Here is an 18,567-nt window from a genome sequence, read left to right as displayed (position 1 = left end):
TTTACAGCAACGGGCTAAAGAAGTAAAACAGTCGCTCGGCGATCCGCTGCCAGAGAGGTCGTTTTACCCACAAACGGGCATCAAGCAGGCGGGAACGCGAAATATAATCATCCTGCACGGCGGCGAGATCGCCGCCGAATCCGGCATCGTCAATGACCAGCGTGATTTCAAAATTGAGCCACAGACTGCGCATATCCAGGTTAACGGTACCGACCAGGCTCAGCTCGCCATCAACCAGTACGCTCTTGGTGTGCAACAGGCCGCCTTCGAACTGATAGATTTTGACGCCTGCCGCCAGCAGTTCAGTGAAAAAGGCCCGGCTTGCCCAGCCAACCAACAGGGAATCATTCTTACGCGGAAGAATGATACTGACGTCGACCCCACGCTGCGCCGCCGTACAGATGGCGTGCAGCAAATCGTCGCTGGGAACAAAGTAGGGCGTGGTCATAATTAAATATTCACGTGCTGAATAAGCAGCAGTCAATAACGCCTGATGAATCAAATCTTCAGGGAAACCAGGACCCGAGGCGATAGTGTGAATGGTATGGCCGCTGGCCTGCTCAAACGGCATGATATTGACGTCCGGCGGCGGGGGTAAAATGCGCTTTCCGGTCTCAATTTCCCAGTCGCAGGAATAGACGATGCCCATAGCGGTGGCTACCGGGCCTTCCATTCTTGCCATCAAATCAACCCATTGCCCAACGCCTGCATCTTGTTTGAAGAAGCGCGGATCGACCATGTTCATGCTGCCGGTATACGCAATGTAGTTGTCGATCATGATCATTTTGCGGTGCTGGCGCAGGTCCATCCGGCGTAAAAACACACGCATCAGGTTCACTTTCAGCGCTTCAACAACCTCGATCCCTGCGTTACGCATCATCGCCGCCCATGGGCTACGGAAGAACGCCACGCTGCCCGCCGAGTCCAGCATCAGGCGGCAGTGAATCCCGCGTCTGGCGGCGGCCATTAATGATTCGGCGACCTGATCGGCCATACCGCCCGGCTGCCAGATGTAGAACACCATCTCTATGTTGTGGCGCGCGAGTTGAATATCACGGATTAATGCCTGCATCACGTCATCTGAACTGGTGAGCAGCTGCAGCTGATTTCCCTTAACGCCGGCAATTCCTTGACGCCGCTCGCACAGTTTAAATAAGGATGAGGCGACGCTGCTGTTTTCCTGCGCAAAAATATGCTTACAGGCTTTAAGGTCGTTCAGCCACTTGGCCGTTGACGGCCACATTGCCCGGGCACGCTCCGCGCGACGTTTACCCAGGTGGAGCTCACCGAAGGACAGATAAGCAATGATCCCTACCAATGGCAGAATATAGATGATCAAAAGCCAGGCCATTGCGGAGGGCACTGCGCGTCGTTTCATTAGAATGCGTAATGTTACGCCAGCAATGAGTACCCAGTAACCCAGAATGACCAGCCAACTCACCACGGTGTAGAAGGTTGTCATAAATTTAAAAATCCTTTTGAAAGCGTATTGTTAAGAGTTTACGCATCAGGATTAATCTGGCAAATAAAAACACGGGAAAACCGCTGGTCTGCATTCGGTGTGGCGTTATAATGGCCACTCAGTGACTGAAAGAGTAGTAAACATGAAGCGTAGTAGAACGGAAGTGGGACGCTGGCGGATGCTGCGTCAGGCTAGCCGCCGTAAAGCACGTTGGCTTGAAGGACAATCGCGTCGTAATATGCGTATCCACACTATCAGAAAGTGCATTCTCAACCATCAACGCAACTCGTTGCTGTTTGCGATCCACAGTATCTGATCTAAAAGGGCACCGCTGGCGGTGCCCAATGTCTGCTTTTCGTTCTGTTTTTAAAAAACCTTTTTGTACGGTTTTACTGAAACCTGCGCATAAACGCCTGCCGCCACATACGGATCGGCTTCAGCCCACGCCTGCGCGGCTTCTAAAGATTCAAATTCTGCAATCACCGTTGAGCCGGTAAACCCTGCTGCACCCGGATCGTTACTGTCAACCGCTGGCATGGGGCCTGCAGTCAGCAAGCGGCCTTCGTCATGCAGGAGTTGCAGACGAGCCAGATGGGCAGGGCGTACAGAAAGACGTTTTTCGAGAGAGTCTGCAATATCTTGAGCGTAAATAACGTACAGCACGGGTAGAGCTCCTTGAAGGGTAAAAGGTCATATTTACGTTATTGGAAAGGCCTGATAACTGCAACGGAAAGATAGCTGATATGTTAAGGCCATACTATGGAAATGGTTTTTTATCATAAAATCGCGTTTTAAATGCCAGTTAGCTTCACGGTCTTATTGAATATGATTGCTATTTGCATTTAAAATCAGGGCCTGGTTTTTTTACTGAAACGATTATGACTTCAATGACCCTTGATTTACCTCGTCGCTTTCCCTGGCCTACGTTACTTTCAGTCGGCATTCATGGTGCTGTAGTGGCAGGTTTGCTGTATACCTCGGTACATCAGGTTATTGAACTGCCTGCGCCAGCGCAGCCGATCTCCGTTACGATGGTTGCGCCTGCCGATCTTGAACCGCCTCAGGCCGTTCAGCCGCCGCCGGAACCTGTCGTCGAGCCTGAACCGGAACCAGAGCCGATCCCGGAACCGCCAAAAGAAGCGCCGGTAGTGATTGAGAAACCGAAGCCCAAGCCTAAACCGAAGCCAAAACCGGTGAAAAAGGTGGAAGAGCAGCCGAAGCGTGATGTTAAGCCAGCCGAGCCGCGTCAGTCGTCTCCGTTTGAAAATACTGCGCCTGCGCGTCCAACGACCAGTAGCGCCCCGGCAACGACTAAACCGGCGGTGAGCGCACCTTCTGGTCCGCGAGCCTTAAGCCGTAATCAGCCGCAGTATCCGGCGCGTGCCCAGGCGCTGCGCATTGAAGGCCGTGTGAAGGTCAAATTTGACGTAACCTCGGATGGCCGGGTTGAAAATGTAGAAGTTCTGTCCGCACAGCCTGCGAATATGTTTGAGCGTGAAGTGAAAAATGCAATGCGCAGATGGCGCTATGAGGCCGGTAAGCCAGGTTCCGGGCTGGTAGTGAATATTGTCTTCCGCCTGAACGGCACAACGCAAATCGAGTAAACGTCAGGCCGAATTTGGCGGTCCGCCGCCTGCCGGTAATGATCAAAAGTATGATTTCCGGCAGGCGGTGCTGGCGCGAGCTATCAGGCCAGGGTAGGGATTGGACGAGGTTTACCGTCTTTATCAACGGCAACATAGATAAACAGGGCTTCGGTGGCTTTATAGCGCTGGCCGATAGGTTCTGAAGCAACTTTCTTTACCCAAACTTCAATATTAATGCTGATTGAAGTCGTCCCGCGCTTCACGCAGCGCGCATAGCAACAAACCACATCGCCTACGGCGACCGGGCGCAAAAAGCTCATTCCTTCAACCCGCACTGTTACCACACGACCATGTGCGATCTCTTTGGCCTGAATAGCGCCGCCTATATCCATTTGTGACATCAGCCAGCCGCCAAAAATATCACCGTTCGCGTTGGTATCGGCAGGCATAGCCAGAGTGCGTAAAACCAGTTCGCCCTGGGGAGTGTTATTCGTTGTTGTCATTGTAGAACCGACTATAGAGAAAGATTACAGGCGCGATGCTACTAGAATTTACGCGCTGAGAACAGAGGGATGGAGCGTGTGGAGCGGAAGTCAGTCGGGTTAAAGGAGATAAGGAACGCGAGGGGATAAAAATTCGCCAGATCCGTAGATCTGGCGAGCATGTATTACGATTTATCTTCCTGCGGAAGATGGCGGTAAATATAGACTCCGCTTAGTAACGTAAAGAGTAGAGTCAGGGCGGTCAGGCCGAATACTTTAAAGTTGACCCAAATATTCTGCGGTAGCCAAAACGCAATATAGATATTCGCCAGACCGCACAGGATGAAGAAGACGGCCCAGGCTAAATTAAGTTTTGACCATACCGGCTGAGGCAGGGTCAGCTCTTTGCCTAACATGCGCTGGATCAGCGGCTTTTTCATCACCCACTGGCTAACCAGCAGTGCACCGGCAAACAGTCCATAAATCACCGTTACTTTCCACTTAATGAATTCATCATTGTGGAAGAAGATGGTCAGGCCACCGAACACGGCTACCAGAACAAAGGTGATTAATGCCATCTTTTCGACCTTGCGATAGCGAACCCAGCTGTAAATTAAAACAACAGCCGTCGCGACAATCAGCGCCGAGGTCGCCGCATAGATGTCGTAGAGCTTATAAAAAGCAAAAAAGACAACCAGCGGTAAAAAATCAAGAAACTGCTTCATTCTTCGATTCCGTCATCAAAAGCACCGGGTACAAGCCCGGAAGCGTTCAGGGTTTATTGGCGAATCAGCATGTACAGGCGGAACAAATAGATCAGCAACACGGCGGAGATCATATTGCTCAGCGTATTCGCCAATACCGCGCCTACATTTGGCGTAAGTACCGCAAAACTTGGCGCAAAAAGCAACAGCAGAGTTTTTGCCAGCAGCCAACCGATCACTGCTGGCGCAACCAGGCGCATATTCGACCATGCCAGGCGCATACTGTTGCGCATAGCGGCAAAGACACCCATTTTGTCCTGTACCAACATCACCGGTGCGAGCGCCAGCAGGATGGCCAGCAGAATACCCGGCACCACAACCAGCATAATACCGATTTGCACCAGCAGAGTAGTCAGAAAAATCAGAATAAACAGCTTAGGCAGAACCGGCGCGCTGGCACCGATGGCGCGTAATGCGCTGACCCGATGACCGGCTGAAATCAGTTGAATCATCAGGATGACACCCCCGGCGAGGATGGCATTACCAATCAAGCCGGAAAACGTCGACGCCGCGGAGGCGCGTAGCAAAATTTGCTGTTGCTCCGGGGTCATGTTCTGTACCAGATCGAACAAGCCCACGCTGCTGGTTAACTGATCGCCTTCACTGAGTTGCGCAATTTGTGCGTCGGTGGGAGAAAAGGCATGCCCTAACACCACTGTGATAAACGCGCACAACAACGATACCAGCAAGATGGTAATGAATTGATTACGGAAAAAGTTTCCCGTGTCACGGTAAACGGATTTCGCCGTGATAGACATGCACTCTCCTTGAGTTTTGCAGGTGTTCATTTGCGGGCAATTGTACCCTGGATAACTCCACAGTGGCAGCATCGCGCGATGTATGGAAAAGCATATCTTTGTAAAGCCCCGGTAATTTTTGGCTATGACTTCAGCGTCATGCAAGAACGTTGGTTGTTCTCTGCGCATCACGGACAAATAACCATCGCTATTCGGCAACGCAGGTCAGTTACTTGCGTGGCGAAAATATATCAAAATTGATCTGAATTAAGTTAACCAGGATTTTGAATGCAAGTTCTAACTTAATCTGGATCAATAAATGTTAAATTATCAAAGTCAATGTGATCCAGGTTAGATCACTTATTACTCCAATGTGGGTATATTCGATCCGCTTTTATAACCATAACGATGGAGCGGACATGAAAAAATTAACAGTTGCAGCATTGGCTTTAACAACTCTTCTCTCTGGCAACGCATTTGCGCATGAGGCCGGAGAATTCTTTATTCGTGCAGGTTCTGCCACCGTCAGACCGACGGAAGGCGCGGGTGGTACGCTGGGAAGCCTGGGTGGCTTTAATGTCAGCAATAACACGCAGTTGGGTCTGACATTCACCTATATGGCAACCGACAATATCGGTGTTGAATTACTGGCAGCCACGCCGTTCCGCCATAAAATTGGCACTGCCGCAACGGGTGACATTGCTACCGTCCACCATTTGCCGCCGACCTTAATGGCACAGTGGTATTTCGGTGATTCCAGCAGCAAACTGCGTCCTTACGTGGGTGTCGGTGTGAACTACACGACCTTCTTTGACGAAGGTTTTAACGATAACGGCAAACAGACCGGGTTATCTGACCTGAGCCTGAAAGATTCCTGGGGCGCGGCAGGGCAAGTGGGTATGGACTACCTGATTAACCGCGACTGGTTGATTAACATGTCGGTCTGGTACATGGATATCGATACCACCGCGAGCTACAAACTGGCTGGCGCGCAGCAGCATGACAGCGTACGCCTCGATCCGTGGGTGTTTATGTTCTCTGCGGGTTATCGTTTTTAAGTTCTTCTGCAAAACCCCTGCAAAACTCTTCTGCAAAACTGGTCATCAAATGACCAGTTTTTTCCATTCTTTTCCACGCGTGTCGTTGTAGTGATCGGTCATTACTTTACTGCTATGGCCCAACAAAATTTGTGTGTCGATACCTTGCTCCCTGAATATTCTTTCAGCCAAAGAACGTTGCTCATGGAAAGAAGGGGGAGCACCTTTGCTTGACCAGTCGTAGTCAACTGAGTCGCGTGCTTTTCTGAACGCACCAGTTAGAGATGCTGGTTTTACCATTCCTCCTTTTTTGCCTTTCCCTTTATCGTGGTGATGATGTAATAAATACGGGCTAAGTATCCTGTCGCGGCATTGAGCGATTACATCTTCAAGAGAAATGTTTATCTTGTTACAACGTAACTTTAAAGGTATCGCGATTTTGGCACCTGTTTTACTTTGTTCAACGAAGAGGTGACCATCTCTGACATCTGAAAATCTCATATTACAAATATCGGCCAACCGCTGCCCTGTGATGATGGCCAGCAGCATTCCTTTCTGCAGAAAGTAATTATCTTTTTCGGCTGCCTGATAGATCATTAGCCATTCTTCGAACGTCAGTCGTTGTCTGGATACACGGACCTGCGGTTTTTTTGTAGCGTCTGCTGGATTAAATCCTGCCGGTACTTCTCCTACCTGCTGTGCTTCTTTAAAAACATCCGATAGCACCTTGCGTACAATTTGTGCCATCCGTAGTTGGCCTCTATTCTTGTAGTCCTCGAGGATCCCAACTATATCCTTAACTGTTATGCTGTCGATTGATCGCATGCCAAGATGACTTTCGAAAACGTTAAGTGGGGCGTTTTTCTGCTTGAGCGTATTGAGTTTTATCTCTCCAGTTTCGTAACGCTGGTCCTGCAACTTTCGGTACCGAACAATCCAATCGCTTACCGTTGTAGAAAGCCCACACCGTTTATTAATTTCTTCTCTGATTTTAAAAGTGTGCCGCATTTGTCTTTCTGCGAGTCGGCTATTTGCTTCTATAGCTATTTCTTTAGCAACTTGCTCATCTGTTCCTAATCCATGAAATTTACCAGTTACAGGGTGCTTATACCTCCAGTACACCCTGTTGGTCCTCGAATCCAGGAAACATGACAATCCGGGAATGGTCACGTTGTGTTTTCGAGGTCTAGCCATCTTCTAAAATCCTTCTGAGTAATGGGTGATCTTGATTTTTAATTACTGGTTCTGTTGTGAGCCCAGTAAATCGCGCACTAGCCTCAACGCGCCAGCTTTTCCCAACACGGCAAGGTAAAGGAAAGATCATCCCGTTTTTAGCGTATTTGTTGAGTGTGGACTTGCTCGGAATCGGGTCACCGAACTCTGATCTCGCCCATTCAGAGAGTAAAATCAGTCTGGACATTTTTCCCCCAGAGTATGGCCCAGTGATGGGCCACTTAGTGAATATATGAAATCAGTTTGCGGTCAGACGTTGCCAGATTGCAGAAACGTATTTGACCTGATGTCGGGCGTCAGAAAGCGCATTGTGCATGTCGCCTTCAAACGGGATATCGAAGCGTGGATTGATACCGACAGATTTACCCAGTTCGACCATGGTCCTTACGTCCCTGTCATTCCAGAACGGAACAGCGAAGGGGGTATCTGTTAACGCGTATGCGCGGCGAAGAATGACGTTATCAAACGAACATCCATTACCCCATAATTGAACAGTGTGGCTACCGTTAGCAGCATTTTCAGCAATAAAGTCAGCCAGAAGTTCAAGGGATTCACGCAGCCCCACAGCTTCATCAACAAGAATGGCAGAGCGGGCTTCAGATGATTGTTTTAACCACCATTGAATTGTCGACGCATCTGGTTTCATGCCAAACGACATCGATGACTCTAGACTGACAACCTGGTAAAACTCGGTGCCAGTGTTACTAGTTGAAGGATCAAAAAATACAGCGCCGATACCCGCCACCGGCGCCACGCTGACTGGTAACAATTTCACTGCTGCGCAGCTTCGAGAAAATCTGCTCGAGGTAAGACACAGACAGCTTTGATTCCTTACTGATAGATGCGATGGAAACAGGGCTGCCGTTGTAAATCCTGTTGAGGATGGCAACGACCTGAACAGATGCCACCACACGTTTCATTCCAAACTCCATAGTCACTTCCTTACTGATGCTGGCAACAGCCATTGGTCAAACTCGTTATGAACGAACTGCAGTCTGTTGGTCGGCAGACGGGTCGCCCTTCTGTGCGAGCATGTAGCAAATTAGTCGAATGATTACTTCAATGCGATTTAGATGTACGGCCTGACACCGCACTGGTTTACGTGCGAAATCGATCATGGATTTATCCTCTTGCGTTGCCCTTGTCGCCAGGCTGGCGGAACGTTGAACCTGCTGCGTGTTAATGCCTGTCATCTCATCCGGTGATTCGTATGCCGCCGGCAGCTACTTCGTGGGCGTCCTGCCTCGATGACGTTTTCGATAAATTAATTAAAGCATTGGTTTATTCATAATGTCAATCATCAATTGACATCAAGGATAAACATTTGCTTTATCGGTCGTGGAAAATTAAAGGGAAGGATGTTCTGACTAAAGGGCGAAAAAAAACCGGCAAACGCCGGTTTCAATGGATGGGAAAAAACTCTTAGTTCACATCGTTAGCCTTAAAACGGCCACGAAGATATTTTTCAACGTAATCATCAATTTCCTTTAACCGCAGTGCAAAGGTGTCAATCATTCGCTCTTGTTCTGCCTCTGGTAGCTGCCTAAACAAGTTAAGCATTTTGCTCTCGTTAGGCTTGAGGCCTGAATCTTCTGATACTTTCTCACCTAACAACCAAGTAACGGACACGTTGGCGGCTTCCGCAATCGCTATGGCGGACTTCTTACTGATAACTCCCTTCTTAAACCACCCATTCACAGCTTGAGGTGTAACTCCTGCAATGCGAGCCATATCAGCTTTGCTGATCCCTCTTTGAGTAATTTCTTCTAAGCGGGCTACCAGTTGGTTATTGAGATCTTCGGTGTTTTTCATACACCCATTGTAAATGTTTGGTTTATAGTCACAATAAATTTAAAGTTTGCATTGAATGTAAACCTATGCTTTATTACTCCCAACTTAAAAAGGAGATAGTCATGACAGCCCTTGATAACGCAATTCGAATATCCGGATGCAGAATTACCTGACGTAAAGCTGCCCTTCATGGAAGAGAAATGCGATCCGGCTGAAACGCAATTAGCGGAGAAAATGGCGAAAGACCTTAAGTCACGGGGACTCTGGCGGCGCGCGGCAAAGGTATATACCGACATGTTAGACATTGCCCGTAGTTCAGCTGAAGTGTCACGTATAGCGCAGCAACGTAATGAATGTCTACGTATGGCCCGGAGATGACCAGCATGCCAAGACCAAATACACCAGAAGAGCAGGCGGCACTTATCCGGGTGATCATCGAAGAGGTGAAAATCCGTGGACGCTTAACCGTTAGCGAGGCATCACAGATGTTGTCGCTGCACCGTCAGACTGCTGAGAAGTATTTCCGCGTAGCAGCCGAACGCGGCGAACTCATTCGTTACGGTCGTCTTGGTTTGTTCAGGGACCAGAAGGCGGTGATTGATTTCGATCTCCAGCGATTCTCATACGGTTCGAGTAAGTCTGCGATTGTGCGCGGGGTTACCAGGAGGCCCCCGGCACCACAATAACTATGAACTATCCACTTTTTACCTGTTCGTCCGAGCTGTTTTTTTTACCAAAAAAAGCCCACATCAAAGAACCGGCTAACATAGGGAACGTGCATCACACGAAATAGGGAGCTCAGGCATCTTTAATTTGCCTGAATGAGGAAGGTAATCATTATCATCAAAGAGTAACTCACTGGTTATTATCAGGTTTTAAGGCTACGCATTTGCGTGGCCTTTTTCGTATTTAGGCTCATGGGAATCACTGACTACATCTTTGTTGAAAATATAGCCCGTGAAGCCTGACTTCATTAACTAACAAAACCCCTAAAGGAGTCTTTTACGAAAGTAAAATTTGGGCCGGTAATATGTCACGTACAAGTGCCTTGGGTGACAATTCAGAAATTGAACTCAATTACGTGACTGAACCTTCCACCCCTAATTTCGAACTGAGTGAGGCTAGAGCTTACGTTGCTGGTTATGCTTCCCGAATTTTTGCTCGCAATTACGTCAAAAGTAGTGTGCTGATTGCATCTGGTGAAAAAAGCCTGCTTCATGATGAAGGTATCGATAACACCCTCGTCTGTACCGGAAATGAAGGGGATATCACTGCAGGTGAAAACTCGATGGTTGTTGTCACCAGTAACAAATGTAATTTCAGTTTTGGTCCCGGCTCGACAGCAGTTTTTTTCTGGAAAGACGGTAATGAAAGGAAAGTAACGATTGTGCGCGAGGGTGAGAATGGCATTTCTGCAGATACACCGTACTTTTTTGAAAATGGTAATGTCCAGATAGGTTAATAACCTTTAGCAAAAGGCATCAGACTGATGCCTTTGACTAAGTGTTTTCTTCCCTCAAATTTCAACTCCTTTTTTCACAAACAATTAATGACATCGAATTCTTCAATCCAGACATACCTGATGTTTTTATTATTTTAACAATCTACTCCGTTTAACCGGAGGTGAGGCTATGACCAGAATGAGCACCATTTACAGCAGACTTTCATATGGAACAGGAACCACGCTGACCGGCTGCGGTGTATCAGCGAAGGCATATGCCGAAACAGCCAAAACAGCAAAAGAGGTGTCCTGGATGTTGGCCGACAGAATTGCAGGGTTAAGCCTGAGCGACTGGGCAATTATTGTCGGTATCGCATGCACTGTTATCACCTGCGCAGTGAACTGGTATTACAGGAAAAAGGAAAGGGAGGACCGGCTTAATGGCAATGTCACCAAAGCTGAAGAATAAACTGAGCGCAGCGGTCGTTGGGTTAATTCTTGCCGGGGCTTCGGCACCCGTGATTCTCGATCAGTTTCTGGATGAGAAAGAGGGTAACAGCCTGACGGCGTATCGCGACGGTGGCGGACTCTGGACCATTTGCCGTGGCGCCACGATGGTTGATGGTAAGCCAGTAGTTCAGGGCATGAAGCTGTCTGCTGAGAAATGCGCCCGGGTGAACGCCATAGAACGCGACAAGGCGCTGGCGTGGGTTGAGCGAAACATTAAAGTTCCGTTGAGTGAGCCGCAGAAAGCGGGGATTGCATCTTTTTGTCCGTATAACATCGGCCCCGGAAAATGTTTTCCGTCCACGTTCTACAAGCGAATAAACGCAGGTGACCGTAAAGGAGCCTGTGAAGCTATTCGCTGGTGGATTAAAGACGGTGGCCGCGATTGCCGTATCCGTTCCAACAACTGCTACGGGCAGGTATCCCGTCGTGACCAGGAAAGCGCATTGACGTGCTGGGGGATAGACCAGTGAGCATACGCTATCAGTTTATTGCCATTTCGATGCTGGTGGCCGTTGCGTTCATTGCAGGGAATGAATGGAGTAACCGTGGTTGGGAAAAGAAGTGGGCGGAACGTGACAGCGCGGAATCATCGCAAACAGCGAACGCGCAGACCGCCGCCCGCATGATTGAACAAGGGCGCATAATTGCCCGCGATGAGGCTGTAAAAGATGCACAAGCACAAGCCGCTAAATCTGCTGCCACTGCTGCTGGCCTGTCTGTCACTGTTAACCAGCTGCGTACCGAAGCAACAAAGCTTGCCACCCGCCTGGACGCCGCAAAGCACACCGCAGATCTTGCCACTGCCGTCAGAAGCAAAACAGCCGGAGCCGACGCCGCAGTGCTCGCCGACATGCTCGGACGCCTTGCAGAAGAAGCTCGATATTATGCTGAGCGATCTGACGAACGCTACCGGGCAGGAATGACGTGTGAGCGCATTTACGACTCAGTGAGGCAGTCAAACAACAACAAGGTTAGAAGATGAACGCAGAAAACCTAAGTGAAGCGTATTACCTCAATAACGATATAAAAGAACTACAACTTCAGAAAAGCATACTGGAAAGTGGTGCCGGACTTGGTGTGACAATCCAGTCTACCTATCAGGATAACGCCTTTCTTGATGCCATACGCCCGCATGCAGTGGCTGAACTTGATCGCCGTATTGTGGAGAAGAAAAAAAACCTCTCCACTCTGGGTGTTACATTCTCTTAAATGAGAACAACAATAAAAGGTTATGTCTGCTTTGCCACATTCTGAGAGTATGAGTTTTATTTGGTAGTCAATCAGTTACTTTATTGGTTTGCTTTCCGATGGAAGATAGATGTTTCCACAGAAGGGGCAAATTAACGTTATATTGTTTTTTATTCTCGACAGACTGTGCTTTGACTGGCGGGAGCAATGAGGACAAGTACTTTTCACATGGCGTAAAGTACGCATCTTGATATCTTTGAGTATCGACATGTTGATTGTCCTGGTGGGCGGTTAACAACCATACACCACATGTTGGCTAATAGCTTCTTTTATAACCGTTACGATGTAGTCGTTAGCCATAATCAATCAAGCCTCGCAATAGCGGGGCTTTTTAACAACTGAGGAATGAGCATTACAGTAGTTCTTACAGCTAAGCAGATTGAAGACCTGGCTGCCTTCGCAAAAAAAGATGGCCAGCCACAATACACCATCACTACCGGAACAATCCCTGAGTTCGAAGCGGATGATGGCGAGGTTATCCCTGAGTACACCGGGCTGATTGCCTATTCCAAGTCGCTAGAGCATAGCGTTCTACAGCTCGATAACTAACGAATCAACAAAACTTTCCATCCGCCATGACACCACAATGCTCGTAGACATGCCAGGAGGCCTGACAGAAGAAGCTCGATACCATGCTGAACGCGCTGATGAAAACTACCGGGCAGGAATGACATGTGAGCGGAATTATGATTCCGTAAAAATACTAACAATGAACCGTAGAGGAAAAATAATAGCTCTATAAATTAAGATGTTGACGGTTTTCGTGGATAAATTTGTGAATTTTTACTATGAAGGAAATACGACTCTTCCTTGAGTCAAAATCCCTGACAACTTAGGGTGATAGATAAAGGTCTTACGCAGCATGACATAATTTTCGATTTAAGCTATTTAAATTAATTTTTATGATCAAAACCCACTGAGATTTACTTACAAAACTAAACCTTGCTATGTTTGGTTAATCATGCGTTAATGAATGTCTGGTTTGTAACGAATTTATCTGAAGCAGTCGCTGTAATAATTTTATTCCTTGTTCCTGTTGAGATTTCCTTGTTGGCTTTTCTCTCTGATAATTTTTTTTCGGACCATTCTGCCCAAGGGCTTACTCAATAAAGGTAATGTTTATGTCTAATAAAATGACTGGTTTAGTTAAATGGTTTAATCCTGAAAAAGGTTTTGGTTTTATCACTCCAAAAGATGGTAGTAAAGATGTGTTTGTTCACTTCTCTGCTATCCAGAGTAATGATTTCAAGACGCTGAATGAGAGTCAGGAAGTTGAATTTAGTGTTGAACAGGGACCTAAAGGCCCCACGGCAGTTAATGTCGTGGCTGTATAAGGTAACTGTTATTACTAATAATATTCACTTCAGATGTCCGTGTTGCCATGGATCTCAGTACCGAACGTCAAACTTTGATGTTACGGAAAAAAATCCTTTCGGAGCAAAATGTATTTTTTGCAAATCAACAATGATTACATTTGATAATATTGCACTGTACATTCGTTCTGGTCAGTCTTCGTTAGAATTCAGAAAATAAATTTCAGGCTCCTTATGGAGCTTTTTTTGTATGCTGAACCGACAATCTCTGTAAGAGACATCACGGTAAAATTATGAAAAAAGTCATTGTTTTTTTTAATGCAGAACCTGCAGTTGTTGTAACCGTAATGAAAGGTATTACTACGATAATGCGTGAGTTTCCCAATGGAGAAAAAGCACACCTACCCGTGATGTCAGCGGGATTTCCATCTCTGACAGGAGACAATAAAATAGTTTATGTAGCCTCTGATCGTGATGTCAGTTCAGAAGAGATCCTCGAGGCAGCCTCGAAGCTTTTGAAATGAGATCTGGTTGTTTCGTGACCGACCCGGATTTTAGTACAGTGGTTTGTGTGGTCGCGAGCTCTTTTGCATGAAGATTGTACTGCAAACTATTGATAATTGAGTCTTTCTATTCTATCTTTTAAACATATCAGCGCTTATACAAGTGCTCTACGGGGAATGTAACATTCTTGGCGTTGATACGTTAGAGATCAAGAGAGGTAAACAATGAACGTCGAAGATTTAAAAAGAAAAACTGAAGCGGATATTTCTGAATTCATCACAAAAAAAATTATTGAACTCAAAAAAAAGACAGGAAAAGAAGTTTCCGATATCCAGTTTAATGCTCGTGAAAAGATGACTGGGCTTGAAAGCTATGATATTAAAATCACATTAATCTAATTGTTATAAGACTCAGTTCGAGTGAAAAAGCATTATCTTGAAAGGTAATGCTTTTTATTTCTGTCATAAAATTTAGAACGTTGTCAAAGTCTTCACTTCTAACCATAGATTTTCTGCTTACCTTTTAACGGGTCCTCCTTGATGATTCTGACCATCGAGGGGCAGCAGTGGCGCGGGATTTGGAGCATTTTTGATTCTTCACGCAACCATTTCAGCATTTGATGCTGATGACGGAACACTATCCCCGAATACACTGGGTTGGTTGCATTCTCTGATTCAAAAGAACACGGTGTGCTTCAACTTGACTGAGCAGGCATTACAGCAGACATTCACTGAGTGCCTGCTGTAATGTTAAACATTAAAATTTGTATTTATTTCTTATCGTTACAATCAGGGATCATCCTCAAAAGAGTGTTATCTTTCTGGACGTAGTGATGGAATAACGCTGCACCAGCATGCGCTGCGATTAAAAAATATCCGATGTTTGCCAGTGTTTCGTGAGTATCTTTGATAAGTGATTTTGTTTCCCCGTCAGGAGTAACGAACGATGCAACGTTAAAACCTAAGAAACTCCAGTCCTTTCCACCGTAAGCCATAATTGCAATACCTAATAATGGTAGAGCCAAAAAAGAAATGTACAGCAGGATATGCATTATTTTAGCAGCCATCATCTGCCAGGCTGGTTGGGGGGGAGTGATAGCTGGATCATGATACTTATGTTTAATAATTAATCGTATTATCATTAAAAACCAGACAAACACCCCAACATTGTAATGTGTTTCTTTCATGAGAAGGTAGGTGTTACTGCCTTTGGGAAACCAGCCACGAAGCTCCATAGCTGCATAGGTTATCGCTATTAATATCAGGGTTAGCCAGTGTAAGCGAATCTGAAGTTTTGAGAATTTGACCATTATTCTTGCCTCAAACGGTGTGTTACATCGACCATAAATCATGAAGCTTAACAAATCCTTATTTTTGTTGAGAGATTAAGAGTTTGTTATTCCAGCGATCTCACTTGAATGTTATTGGTAATAATTCTCATTTTTATTTCTTTCTGATAATCCTTGATGTTACGGGGCAAGAACCGCGCAGATTCTCGCTATTTATGAGAACTTTCAGTCAGCTACTGGTTCATTTTTACTTTCCGCCTATTACACAATTTGTATCCAACAAACAGGACTATGCCGATGCCAGCACGTGCTAAACGCCCATGCCGACACAAAGGGTGTGCGGCAATTACCAACGATGTCAGCGGATATTGTGACCAACACCGAAAGCAGCATGCTGGTGACGGCTGGCGGAATTATCATTCAGGAAAGAGCAGACAAGAACGTGGATATGGGCGGCTCTGGGAAATTAAACGAGCGCGTATCCTTCAGCGTGATAAATACCTGTGTCAGAACCATCGCCGACAGAAGATAGCGAAGAAAGCGACCAGTGTTGACCACATCATTCCAAAAGCTCATGGCGGCACTGATGACGATTCCAATCTTGAGTCGTTGTGCTGGGAATGCCACAGAGCGAAGACGGCAAGAGAGCGTATCCGATGAGTTATACCCATTGCACATACTGTGGTTCACGGCTCAACACAAGAGCTAACTGCCCAAAAACATGGGGTGGTTCATCGCGCCGCGCCAACCTGCGCTGCGGCTATTGTGGGCTGTCAGGGCATAACTCTAATGCCTGTCCACACAATTCGAGCAGCGGTTGTCGGCGCAGCCTGAATGATGATTTCCATCTGGATTGATGCCGGCACAGGCCAGGGGGTAGGGGGATCAAATCCCTGACCCCTTTCGCGCTTCAGGACTGCCGCCTGAAGGCCATTTTTGCACGTCATAAATAAGGATCTTTTTTCCGGTAGGTTTCACCTATTAAAAGAGGAGTTATGGCTGGTGGAATTCGATCGTCTGGAGGGGGGAGAAAACCCATCTTACCCGCCGGACAAAAAAGTAAATTAACCCGAATTGCACCTCCTACAGAGTTAATGGGGGAGGCTGCTATCAGAATGTGGAAGACTCAAAGCAAAATCCTGATCGAAAGAGGCGTATTTGAACTTGAAGATGCCCCCTTACTTTTAGCCTACTGCAATGCCTTCCATCTTATGCTTGAAGCTGAAAAATTACTGGCTTCAGGGCTGACAACTGAAAGTGAAATGGGAGGATTAAAAAAACATCCTGCAGTTAACGTCCGAAATGATTCAGTTTCCCAGATTGCCCGTCTGGGCTCACTTCTGGGGTTAGATCCGCTCAGCCGTATCAGAATGACCAGTGGCAGAAATGCTCCTGACGATGACGGGAATGAATTTGATGAGTTTGACTGATGGCTACATATCCGAACGTCAATGCAGCGAACCAGTATGCAAGAGATGTTGTTGGCGGGAAGATCCTTGCTTGTCAGTTAACTGTGCTTGCCTGTCAACGACACCTTGATGATTTGGAACGTGCGAAGGATCCTGACTGGCCTTACCGGTTTGATAAAAACAAGGCCGAGCGATTTTTGCGCTTTGCTCAGAAGATGCCTCATACGGCCGGTGAATGGGCCAGGAATAAACTACGCATAGAATTTGAGCCCTGGCAAAAGTTTGCTCTTGGTGTGCCATTTGGTTGGGTTAATAGGAAGTCCGGATTCCGCCGTTTTTCTGAAATATATATTGAGGTTCCCAGGAAAAATGGGAAGTCCGCAATTGCAGCTGCCGTTGGTAATTATATGTTTTGCGCTGATGGGGAACATGGTGCAGAAGTGTACTGTGGCGCCACTACAGAAAAACAGGCCTGGAAAGTCTTCTCTCCCGCTCTACAAATGGTAAAAAAACTCCCTGCATTGCGACAAAAATACTCAGTCAAACCCTGGGCGAAGAAAATGACCCGTCCGGATGGCGCTGTTTTTGCGCCAGTCATCGGCGATCCTGGTGACGGCGATTCCCCTTCATGTGCAATTATTGATGAATACCACGAGCACCAAACAGATGCTCTTTATACGACTATGACAACAGGAATGGGGGCAAGGGAACAACCTATCACTCTGATCATTACAACTGCGGGTTATGACATTACTTCTCCGTGTTATGAGAAACGTGCGCAGGTGGTGGAAATTCTACGCCGGAATCGGGTGGGAGAAGAAAATGAAACGATTTTCGGTATTATTTACGGTCTTGATGATGATGACGACTGGACAAAACATGAAGCATTAATCAAAGCAAATCCAAACTTTGGCATTTCCGTAAAAGAACACTTCCTGCGCGCCAAACAATTGCTTGGAATATCTAACCCCAGCCAGACGAACAAAATTCTTACCAAGCATTTTAACCGGTGGGTAAGTGCCAAGACGGTTTTCTATGATCTGCAAAAATGGATGGCTGCAGCGGACAATAGTCTCAAGTTGTCTGATTTCGCCGATGAAGATTGCTGGTTGGGGATAGACCTTGCGTCTAAGGTTGACCTGAATGCGGTCGTACCAGTATTCAGACGGGAAGTGGATGGTATTACGCATTTCTACTGTGTCAGTCCGATGTTCTGGGTGCCTGAAGATACGGTTTACTCACCAGATCCCACATTGAAAACCACTTCTGACCGCTATCAGTCATTTGTTAAACAAGAGGTTCTGATACCGACAGAAGGTGCGGAAGTGGACTATCGGCTTATTTTTGAGTCAATCCTTCAATTACGTCAGCGTGTAAAAATCATTCAGTGTCCTATTGATCCTTACGGTGCAACATCATTACGACACATGCTTGAAGAGGAGGGGCTGGAGCCAGTTGAGATCAGGCAAAACTTCACCAATATGAGTGACCCAATGCGTGAAATCGAGGCCGCGCTGGCATCAGGACGTTTTCATCATGACGGTAACCCTATCATGAACTGGTGCATCCAGAATGTCATCGGGCGTTATTTGCCTGGAAGCGATGATATTGTCCGCCCCGGCAAGGAGGGTAAGCAAAATAAAATTGATGGTGCTGTAGGATTACTTATGGGGATCGGACGGGCCATGCTGAACAGTACAGTAAGTAACAGAAATATCACCATGCCCATTCTCATTATTCCGAACATGTACTGAGGAAACCC

The 18,567-nt window shown here is 46.8% G+C and carries 30 protein-coding genes and 3 pseudogenes; 19 read left to right on the top strand and 14 right to left on the bottom strand.

Annotation, left to right across the window (positions count from 1 at the left end):
- Position 1 precedes the first annotated feature (1 nt).
- Positions 2-1,462 carry a cardiolipin synthase gene (gene cls, locus WHR59_RS13465; RefSeq protein WP_003020687.1) on the bottom strand — a complete coding sequence of 487 codons (1,461 nt, stop codon included), beginning with the start codon at positions 1,460-1,462 and terminating at the stop codon, positions 2-4.
- A gap of 142 nt (positions 1,463-1,604) precedes the next feature.
- On the opposite strand from cls, the gene WHR59_RS13460 reads away from it, so the two are divergent.
- Positions 1,605-1,778: a YciY family protein gene (locus WHR59_RS13460; RefSeq protein WP_003020684.1), complete on the top strand. Its 174-nt coding sequence runs from the start codon at positions 1,605-1,607 to the stop codon at positions 1,776-1,778.
- Positions 1,779-1,828: 50 nt separating this feature from the next.
- On the opposite strand, the gene WHR59_RS13455 is transcribed toward WHR59_RS13460, so the two are convergent.
- Complete coding sequence (locus WHR59_RS13455) at positions 1,829-2,125, bottom strand: YciI family protein (RefSeq protein ID WP_003020675.1); 297 nt, start codon at positions 2,123-2,125, stop codon at positions 1,829-1,831.
- 224 nt (positions 2,126-2,349) lie between these two features.
- Between WHR59_RS13455 and tonB the strand changes: the two genes are divergently transcribed.
- The gene (gene tonB, locus WHR59_RS13450; protein WP_043017896.1) at positions 2,350-3,066 is read left to right on the top strand and encodes a TonB system transport protein TonB; all 717 of its coding nucleotides are present in this window, start codon (positions 2,350-2,352) and stop codon (positions 3,064-3,066) included.
- Positions 3,067-3,149: 83 nt separating this feature from the next.
- Here tonB and yciA read toward each other — a convergent pair whose 3' ends face one another.
- The 4 genes and pseudogenes from yciA to WHR59_RS13430 form a co-directional block, all read right to left on the bottom strand.
- On the bottom strand, positions 3,150-3,551 hold the full coding sequence (gene yciA, locus WHR59_RS13445) for an acyl-CoA thioester hydrolase YciA (RefSeq protein ID WP_003020670.1): 402 nt from the start codon (positions 3,549-3,551) through the stop codon (positions 3,150-3,152).
- Positions 3,552-3,715: 164 nt separating this feature from the next.
- Positions 3,716-4,255, bottom strand: a complete 540-nt coding sequence (locus tag WHR59_RS13440; RefSeq protein ID WP_043016136.1) for a septation protein A — start codon at positions 4,253-4,255, stop codon at positions 3,716-3,718.
- Between the two features lie 53 nt (positions 4,256-4,308).
- Positions 4,309-5,052, bottom strand: coding sequence for a YciC family protein (locus WHR59_RS13435; RefSeq protein WP_003020663.1), 744 nt, complete (start codon positions 5,050-5,052; stop codon positions 4,309-4,311).
- A 28-nt stretch (positions 5,053-5,080) separates the two neighbouring features.
- Positions 5,081-5,167: pseudogene (locus WHR59_RS13430) on the bottom strand (YkgJ family cysteine cluster protein); the annotation flags it as partial.
- 283 nt (positions 5,168-5,450) lie between these two features.
- On the opposite strand from WHR59_RS13430, the gene ompW reads away from it, so the two are divergent.
- Complete coding sequence (gene ompW / locus WHR59_RS13425) at positions 5,451-6,089, top strand: outer membrane protein OmpW (protein WP_087053395.1); 639 nt, start codon at positions 5,451-5,453, stop codon at positions 6,087-6,089.
- A gap of 45 nt (positions 6,090-6,134) precedes the next feature.
- Here ompW and WHR59_RS13420 read toward each other — a convergent pair whose 3' ends face one another.
- From WHR59_RS13420 to WHR59_RS13400, 6 genes and pseudogenes are all read right to left on the bottom strand, one after another.
- Positions 6,135-7,262, bottom strand: a complete 1,128-nt coding sequence (locus WHR59_RS13420) for a phage integrase Arm DNA-binding domain-containing protein (protein ID WP_338843145.1) — start codon at positions 7,260-7,262, stop codon at positions 6,135-6,137.
- A complete protein-coding gene (locus WHR59_RS13415) occupies positions 7,255-7,488 on the bottom strand; it encodes an excisionase (protein WP_172862973.1) in 234 nt (77 codons plus the stop codon). The genes WHR59_RS13420 and WHR59_RS13415 overlap by 8 nt, the downstream gene beginning before the upstream one ends.
- Before the next feature lie 51 nt (positions 7,489-7,539).
- Entirely contained in the window at positions 7,540-8,046 is a 507-nt protein-coding gene (locus WHR59_RS13410) for a 3'-5' exonuclease (protein ID WP_338844080.1), read from the bottom strand.
- A pseudogene (locus WHR59_RS13405) lies at positions 8,036-8,233 on the bottom strand (Rrf2 family transcriptional regulator); the annotation flags it as partial. The pseudogene WHR59_RS13405 and the gene WHR59_RS13410, both read right to left, overlap by 11 nt.
- Positions 8,234-8,278: 45 nt before the next feature.
- Positions 8,279-8,419, bottom strand: a pseudogene (locus WHR59_RS24490) (hypothetical protein); the annotation flags it as partial.
- A gap of 304 nt (positions 8,420-8,723) precedes the next feature.
- On the bottom strand, positions 8,724-9,113 hold the full coding sequence (locus tag WHR59_RS13400) for a helix-turn-helix domain-containing protein (protein ID WP_057068814.1): 390 nt from the start codon (positions 9,111-9,113) through the stop codon (positions 8,724-8,726).
- A 168-nt stretch (positions 9,114-9,281) separates the two neighbouring features.
- On the opposite strand from WHR59_RS13400, the gene WHR59_RS13395 reads away from it, so the two are divergent.
- The 7 genes from WHR59_RS13395 to WHR59_RS13365 all read left to right on the top strand — a co-directional run bounded on the left by WHR59_RS13395 (position 9,282) and on the right by WHR59_RS13365 (position 12,252).
- Positions 9,282-9,470, top strand: coding sequence for a PerC family transcriptional regulator (locus tag WHR59_RS13395; RefSeq protein WP_338844079.1), 189 nt, complete (start codon positions 9,282-9,284; stop codon positions 9,468-9,470).
- Positions 9,446-9,778: a DUF977 family protein gene (locus WHR59_RS13390; RefSeq protein WP_338843143.1), complete on the top strand. Its 333-nt coding sequence runs from the start codon at positions 9,446-9,448 to the stop codon at positions 9,776-9,778. The genes WHR59_RS13395 and WHR59_RS13390 overlap by 25 nt, the downstream gene beginning before the upstream one ends.
- Before the next feature lie 344 nt (positions 9,779-10,122).
- Entirely contained in the window at positions 10,123-10,554 is a 432-nt protein-coding gene (locus WHR59_RS13385) for a hypothetical protein (protein WP_338843142.1), read from the top strand.
- Positions 10,555-10,723: 169 nt separating this feature from the next.
- The gene (locus WHR59_RS13380; RefSeq protein ID WP_003832349.1) at positions 10,724-11,002 is read left to right on the top strand and encodes a phage holin; all 279 of its coding nucleotides are present in this window, start codon (positions 10,724-10,726) and stop codon (positions 11,000-11,002) included.
- Positions 10,974-11,513, top strand: coding sequence for a lysozyme (locus WHR59_RS13375; protein ID WP_071684701.1), 540 nt, complete (start codon positions 10,974-10,976; stop codon positions 11,511-11,513). The genes WHR59_RS13380 and WHR59_RS13375 overlap by 29 nt, the downstream gene beginning before the upstream one ends.
- Positions 11,510-12,025 (top strand): DUF2514 family protein, encoded by a 516-nt coding sequence (locus tag WHR59_RS13370; RefSeq protein WP_198432231.1) that lies wholly within the window; start codon positions 11,510-11,512, stop codon positions 12,023-12,025. Before WHR59_RS13375 ends, WHR59_RS13370 begins: the two co-directional genes overlap by 4 nt.
- Positions 12,022-12,252, top strand: a complete 231-nt coding sequence (locus WHR59_RS13365) for a hypothetical protein (RefSeq protein WP_000990801.1) — start codon at positions 12,022-12,024, stop codon at positions 12,250-12,252. The genes WHR59_RS13370 and WHR59_RS13365 overlap by 4 nt, the downstream gene beginning before the upstream one ends.
- Positions 12,253-12,327: 75 nt before the next feature.
- On the opposite strand, the gene WHR59_RS13360 is transcribed toward WHR59_RS13365, so the two are convergent.
- A complete protein-coding gene (locus WHR59_RS13360; RefSeq protein WP_230133456.1) occupies positions 12,328-12,477 on the bottom strand; it encodes a YnfU family zinc-binding protein in 150 nt (49 codons plus the stop codon).
- A 165-nt stretch (positions 12,478-12,642) separates the two neighbouring features.
- Between WHR59_RS13360 and WHR59_RS13355 the strand changes: the two genes are divergently transcribed.
- From WHR59_RS13355 to WHR59_RS13330, 6 genes are all read left to right on the top strand, one after another.
- Positions 12,643-12,840, top strand: a complete 198-nt coding sequence (locus tag WHR59_RS13355; RefSeq protein WP_338844078.1) for a hypothetical protein — start codon at positions 12,643-12,645, stop codon at positions 12,838-12,840.
- 37 nt (positions 12,841-12,877) lie between these two features.
- A complete protein-coding gene (locus tag WHR59_RS13350) occupies positions 12,878-13,033 on the top strand; it encodes a DUF2514 family protein (RefSeq protein ID WP_100194312.1) in 156 nt (51 codons plus the stop codon).
- Positions 13,034-13,412: 379 nt separating this feature from the next.
- A complete protein-coding gene (gene cspE, locus WHR59_RS13345) occupies positions 13,413-13,625 on the top strand; it encodes a transcription antiterminator/RNA stability regulator CspE (RefSeq protein ID WP_100194313.1) in 213 nt (70 codons plus the stop codon).
- A 10-nt stretch (positions 13,626-13,635) separates the two neighbouring features.
- Positions 13,636-13,824: a hypothetical protein gene (locus WHR59_RS13340; protein ID WP_057069020.1), complete on the top strand. Its 189-nt coding sequence runs from the start codon at positions 13,636-13,638 to the stop codon at positions 13,822-13,824.
- A 73-nt stretch (positions 13,825-13,897) separates the two neighbouring features.
- Positions 13,898-14,128 (top strand): hypothetical protein, encoded by a 231-nt coding sequence (locus WHR59_RS13335; protein WP_338843140.1) that lies wholly within the window; start codon positions 13,898-13,900, stop codon positions 14,126-14,128.
- 204 nt (positions 14,129-14,332) lie between these two features.
- Positions 14,333-14,506: a GnsA/GnsB family addiction module toxin gene (locus tag WHR59_RS13330; RefSeq protein ID WP_001100119.1), complete on the top strand. Its 174-nt coding sequence runs from the start codon at positions 14,333-14,335 to the stop codon at positions 14,504-14,506.
- Positions 14,507-14,877: 371 nt separating this feature from the next.
- Here WHR59_RS13330 and WHR59_RS13325 read toward each other — a convergent pair whose 3' ends face one another.
- The gene (locus WHR59_RS13325; RefSeq protein ID WP_338843139.1) at positions 14,878-15,417 is read right to left on the bottom strand and encodes a cytochrome b; all 540 of its coding nucleotides are present in this window, start codon (positions 15,415-15,417) and stop codon (positions 14,878-14,880) included.
- A 276-nt stretch (positions 15,418-15,693) separates the two neighbouring features.
- On the opposite strand from WHR59_RS13325, the gene WHR59_RS13320 reads away from it, so the two are divergent.
- The 3 genes from WHR59_RS13320 to WHR59_RS13310 all read left to right on the top strand — a co-directional run bounded on the left by WHR59_RS13320 (position 15,694) and on the right by WHR59_RS13310 (position 18,559).
- A complete protein-coding gene (locus WHR59_RS13320) occupies positions 15,694-16,056 on the top strand; it encodes an HNH endonuclease signature motif containing protein (protein WP_338843137.1) in 363 nt (120 codons plus the stop codon).
- 335 nt (positions 16,057-16,391) lie between these two features.
- Positions 16,392-16,826, top strand: a complete 435-nt coding sequence (locus WHR59_RS13315; RefSeq protein ID WP_080625271.1) for a phage terminase small subunit P27 family — start codon at positions 16,392-16,394, stop codon at positions 16,824-16,826.
- Positions 16,826-18,559, top strand: a complete 1,734-nt coding sequence (locus WHR59_RS13310; RefSeq protein ID WP_338843136.1) for a terminase large subunit — start codon at positions 16,826-16,828, stop codon at positions 18,557-18,559. The genes WHR59_RS13315 and WHR59_RS13310 overlap by 1 nt, the downstream gene beginning before the upstream one ends.
- Positions 18,560-18,567 lie beyond the last annotated feature (8 nt).

It is taken from the genome of Citrobacter europaeus (assembly GCF_037482245.1).
Classification (GTDB): Bacteria; Pseudomonadota; Gammaproteobacteria; order Enterobacterales; family Enterobacteriaceae; genus Citrobacter; species Citrobacter europaeus.
The sequence above is the reverse complement of the archived record's forward strand: the minus strand, read 5'-3'. Positions and strand labels throughout refer to the sequence as shown.

Bases quoted from the DNA above. Each gene is read 5' to 3' on its own strand.
- cls (WP_003020687.1), bottom strand. From the start codon at position 1,462: ATGACAACCTTCTACACCGTGGTGAGTTGGCTGGTCATTCTGGGTTAC.
- WHR59_RS13460 (WP_003020684.1), top strand. From the start codon at position 1,605: ATGAAGCGTAGTAGAACGGAAGTGGGACGCTGGCGGATGCTGCGTCAG.
- tonB (WP_043017896.1), top strand. From the start codon at position 2,350: ATGACCCTTGATTTACCTCGTCGCTTTCCCTGGCCTACGTTACTTTCA.
- yciA (WP_003020670.1), bottom strand. From the start codon at position 3,551: ATGACAACAACGAATAACACTCCCCAGGGCGAACTGGTTTTACGCACT.
- WHR59_RS13440 (WP_043016136.1), bottom strand. From the start codon at position 4,255: ATGAAGCAGTTTCTTGATTTTTTACCGCTGGTTGTCTTTTTTGCTTTT.
- WHR59_RS13435 (WP_003020663.1), bottom strand. From the start codon at position 5,052: ATGTCTATCACGGCGAAATCCGTTTACCGTGACACGGGAAACTTTTTC.
- ompW (WP_087053395.1), top strand. From the start codon at position 5,451: ATGAAAAAATTAACAGTTGCAGCATTGGCTTTAACAACTCTTCTCTCT.
- WHR59_RS13420 (WP_338843145.1), bottom strand. From the start codon at position 7,262: ATGGCTAGACCTCGAAAACACAACGTGACCATTCCCGGATTGTCATGT.
- WHR59_RS13415 (WP_172862973.1), bottom strand. From the start codon at position 7,488: ATGTCCAGACTGATTTTACTCTCTGAATGGGCGAGATCAGAGTTCGGT.
- WHR59_RS13400 (WP_057068814.1), bottom strand. From the start codon at position 9,113: ATGAAAAACACCGAAGATCTCAATAACCAACTGGTAGCCCGCTTAGAA.
- WHR59_RS13395 (WP_338844079.1), top strand. From the start codon at position 9,282: ATGGAAGAGAAATGCGATCCGGCTGAAACGCAATTAGCGGAGAAAATG.
- WHR59_RS13390 (WP_338843143.1), top strand. From the start codon at position 9,446: ATGTCTACGTATGGCCCGGAGATGACCAGCATGCCAAGACCAAATACA.
- WHR59_RS13385 (WP_338843142.1), top strand. From the start codon at position 10,123: ATGTCACGTACAAGTGCCTTGGGTGACAATTCAGAAATTGAACTCAAT.
- WHR59_RS13380 (WP_003832349.1), top strand. From the start codon at position 10,724: ATGACCAGAATGAGCACCATTTACAGCAGACTTTCATATGGAACAGGA.
- WHR59_RS13375 (WP_071684701.1), top strand. From the start codon at position 10,974: ATGGCAATGTCACCAAAGCTGAAGAATAAACTGAGCGCAGCGGTCGTT.
- WHR59_RS13365 (WP_000990801.1), top strand. From the start codon at position 12,022: ATGAACGCAGAAAACCTAAGTGAAGCGTATTACCTCAATAACGATATA.
- WHR59_RS13360 (WP_230133456.1), bottom strand. From the start codon at position 12,477: ATGCGTACTTTACGCCATGTGAAAAGTACTTGTCCTCATTGCTCCCGC.
- WHR59_RS13350 (WP_100194312.1), top strand. From the start codon at position 12,878: ATGCTCGTAGACATGCCAGGAGGCCTGACAGAAGAAGCTCGATACCAT.
- cspE (WP_100194313.1), top strand. From the start codon at position 13,413: ATGTCTAATAAAATGACTGGTTTAGTTAAATGGTTTAATCCTGAAAAA.
- WHR59_RS13335 (WP_338843140.1), top strand. From the start codon at position 13,898: ATGAAAAAAGTCATTGTTTTTTTTAATGCAGAACCTGCAGTTGTTGTA.
- WHR59_RS13330 (WP_001100119.1), top strand. From the start codon at position 14,333: ATGAACGTCGAAGATTTAAAAAGAAAAACTGAAGCGGATATTTCTGAA.
- WHR59_RS13325 (WP_338843139.1), bottom strand. From the start codon at position 15,417: ATGGTCAAATTCTCAAAACTTCAGATTCGCTTACACTGGCTAACCCTG.
- WHR59_RS13320 (WP_338843137.1), top strand. From the start codon at position 15,694: ATGCCAGCACGTGCTAAACGCCCATGCCGACACAAAGGGTGTGCGGCA.
- WHR59_RS13315 (WP_080625271.1), top strand. From the start codon at position 16,392: ATGGCTGGTGGAATTCGATCGTCTGGAGGGGGGAGAAAACCCATCTTA.
- WHR59_RS13310 (WP_338843136.1), top strand. From the start codon at position 16,826: ATGGCTACATATCCGAACGTCAATGCAGCGAACCAGTATGCAAGAGAT.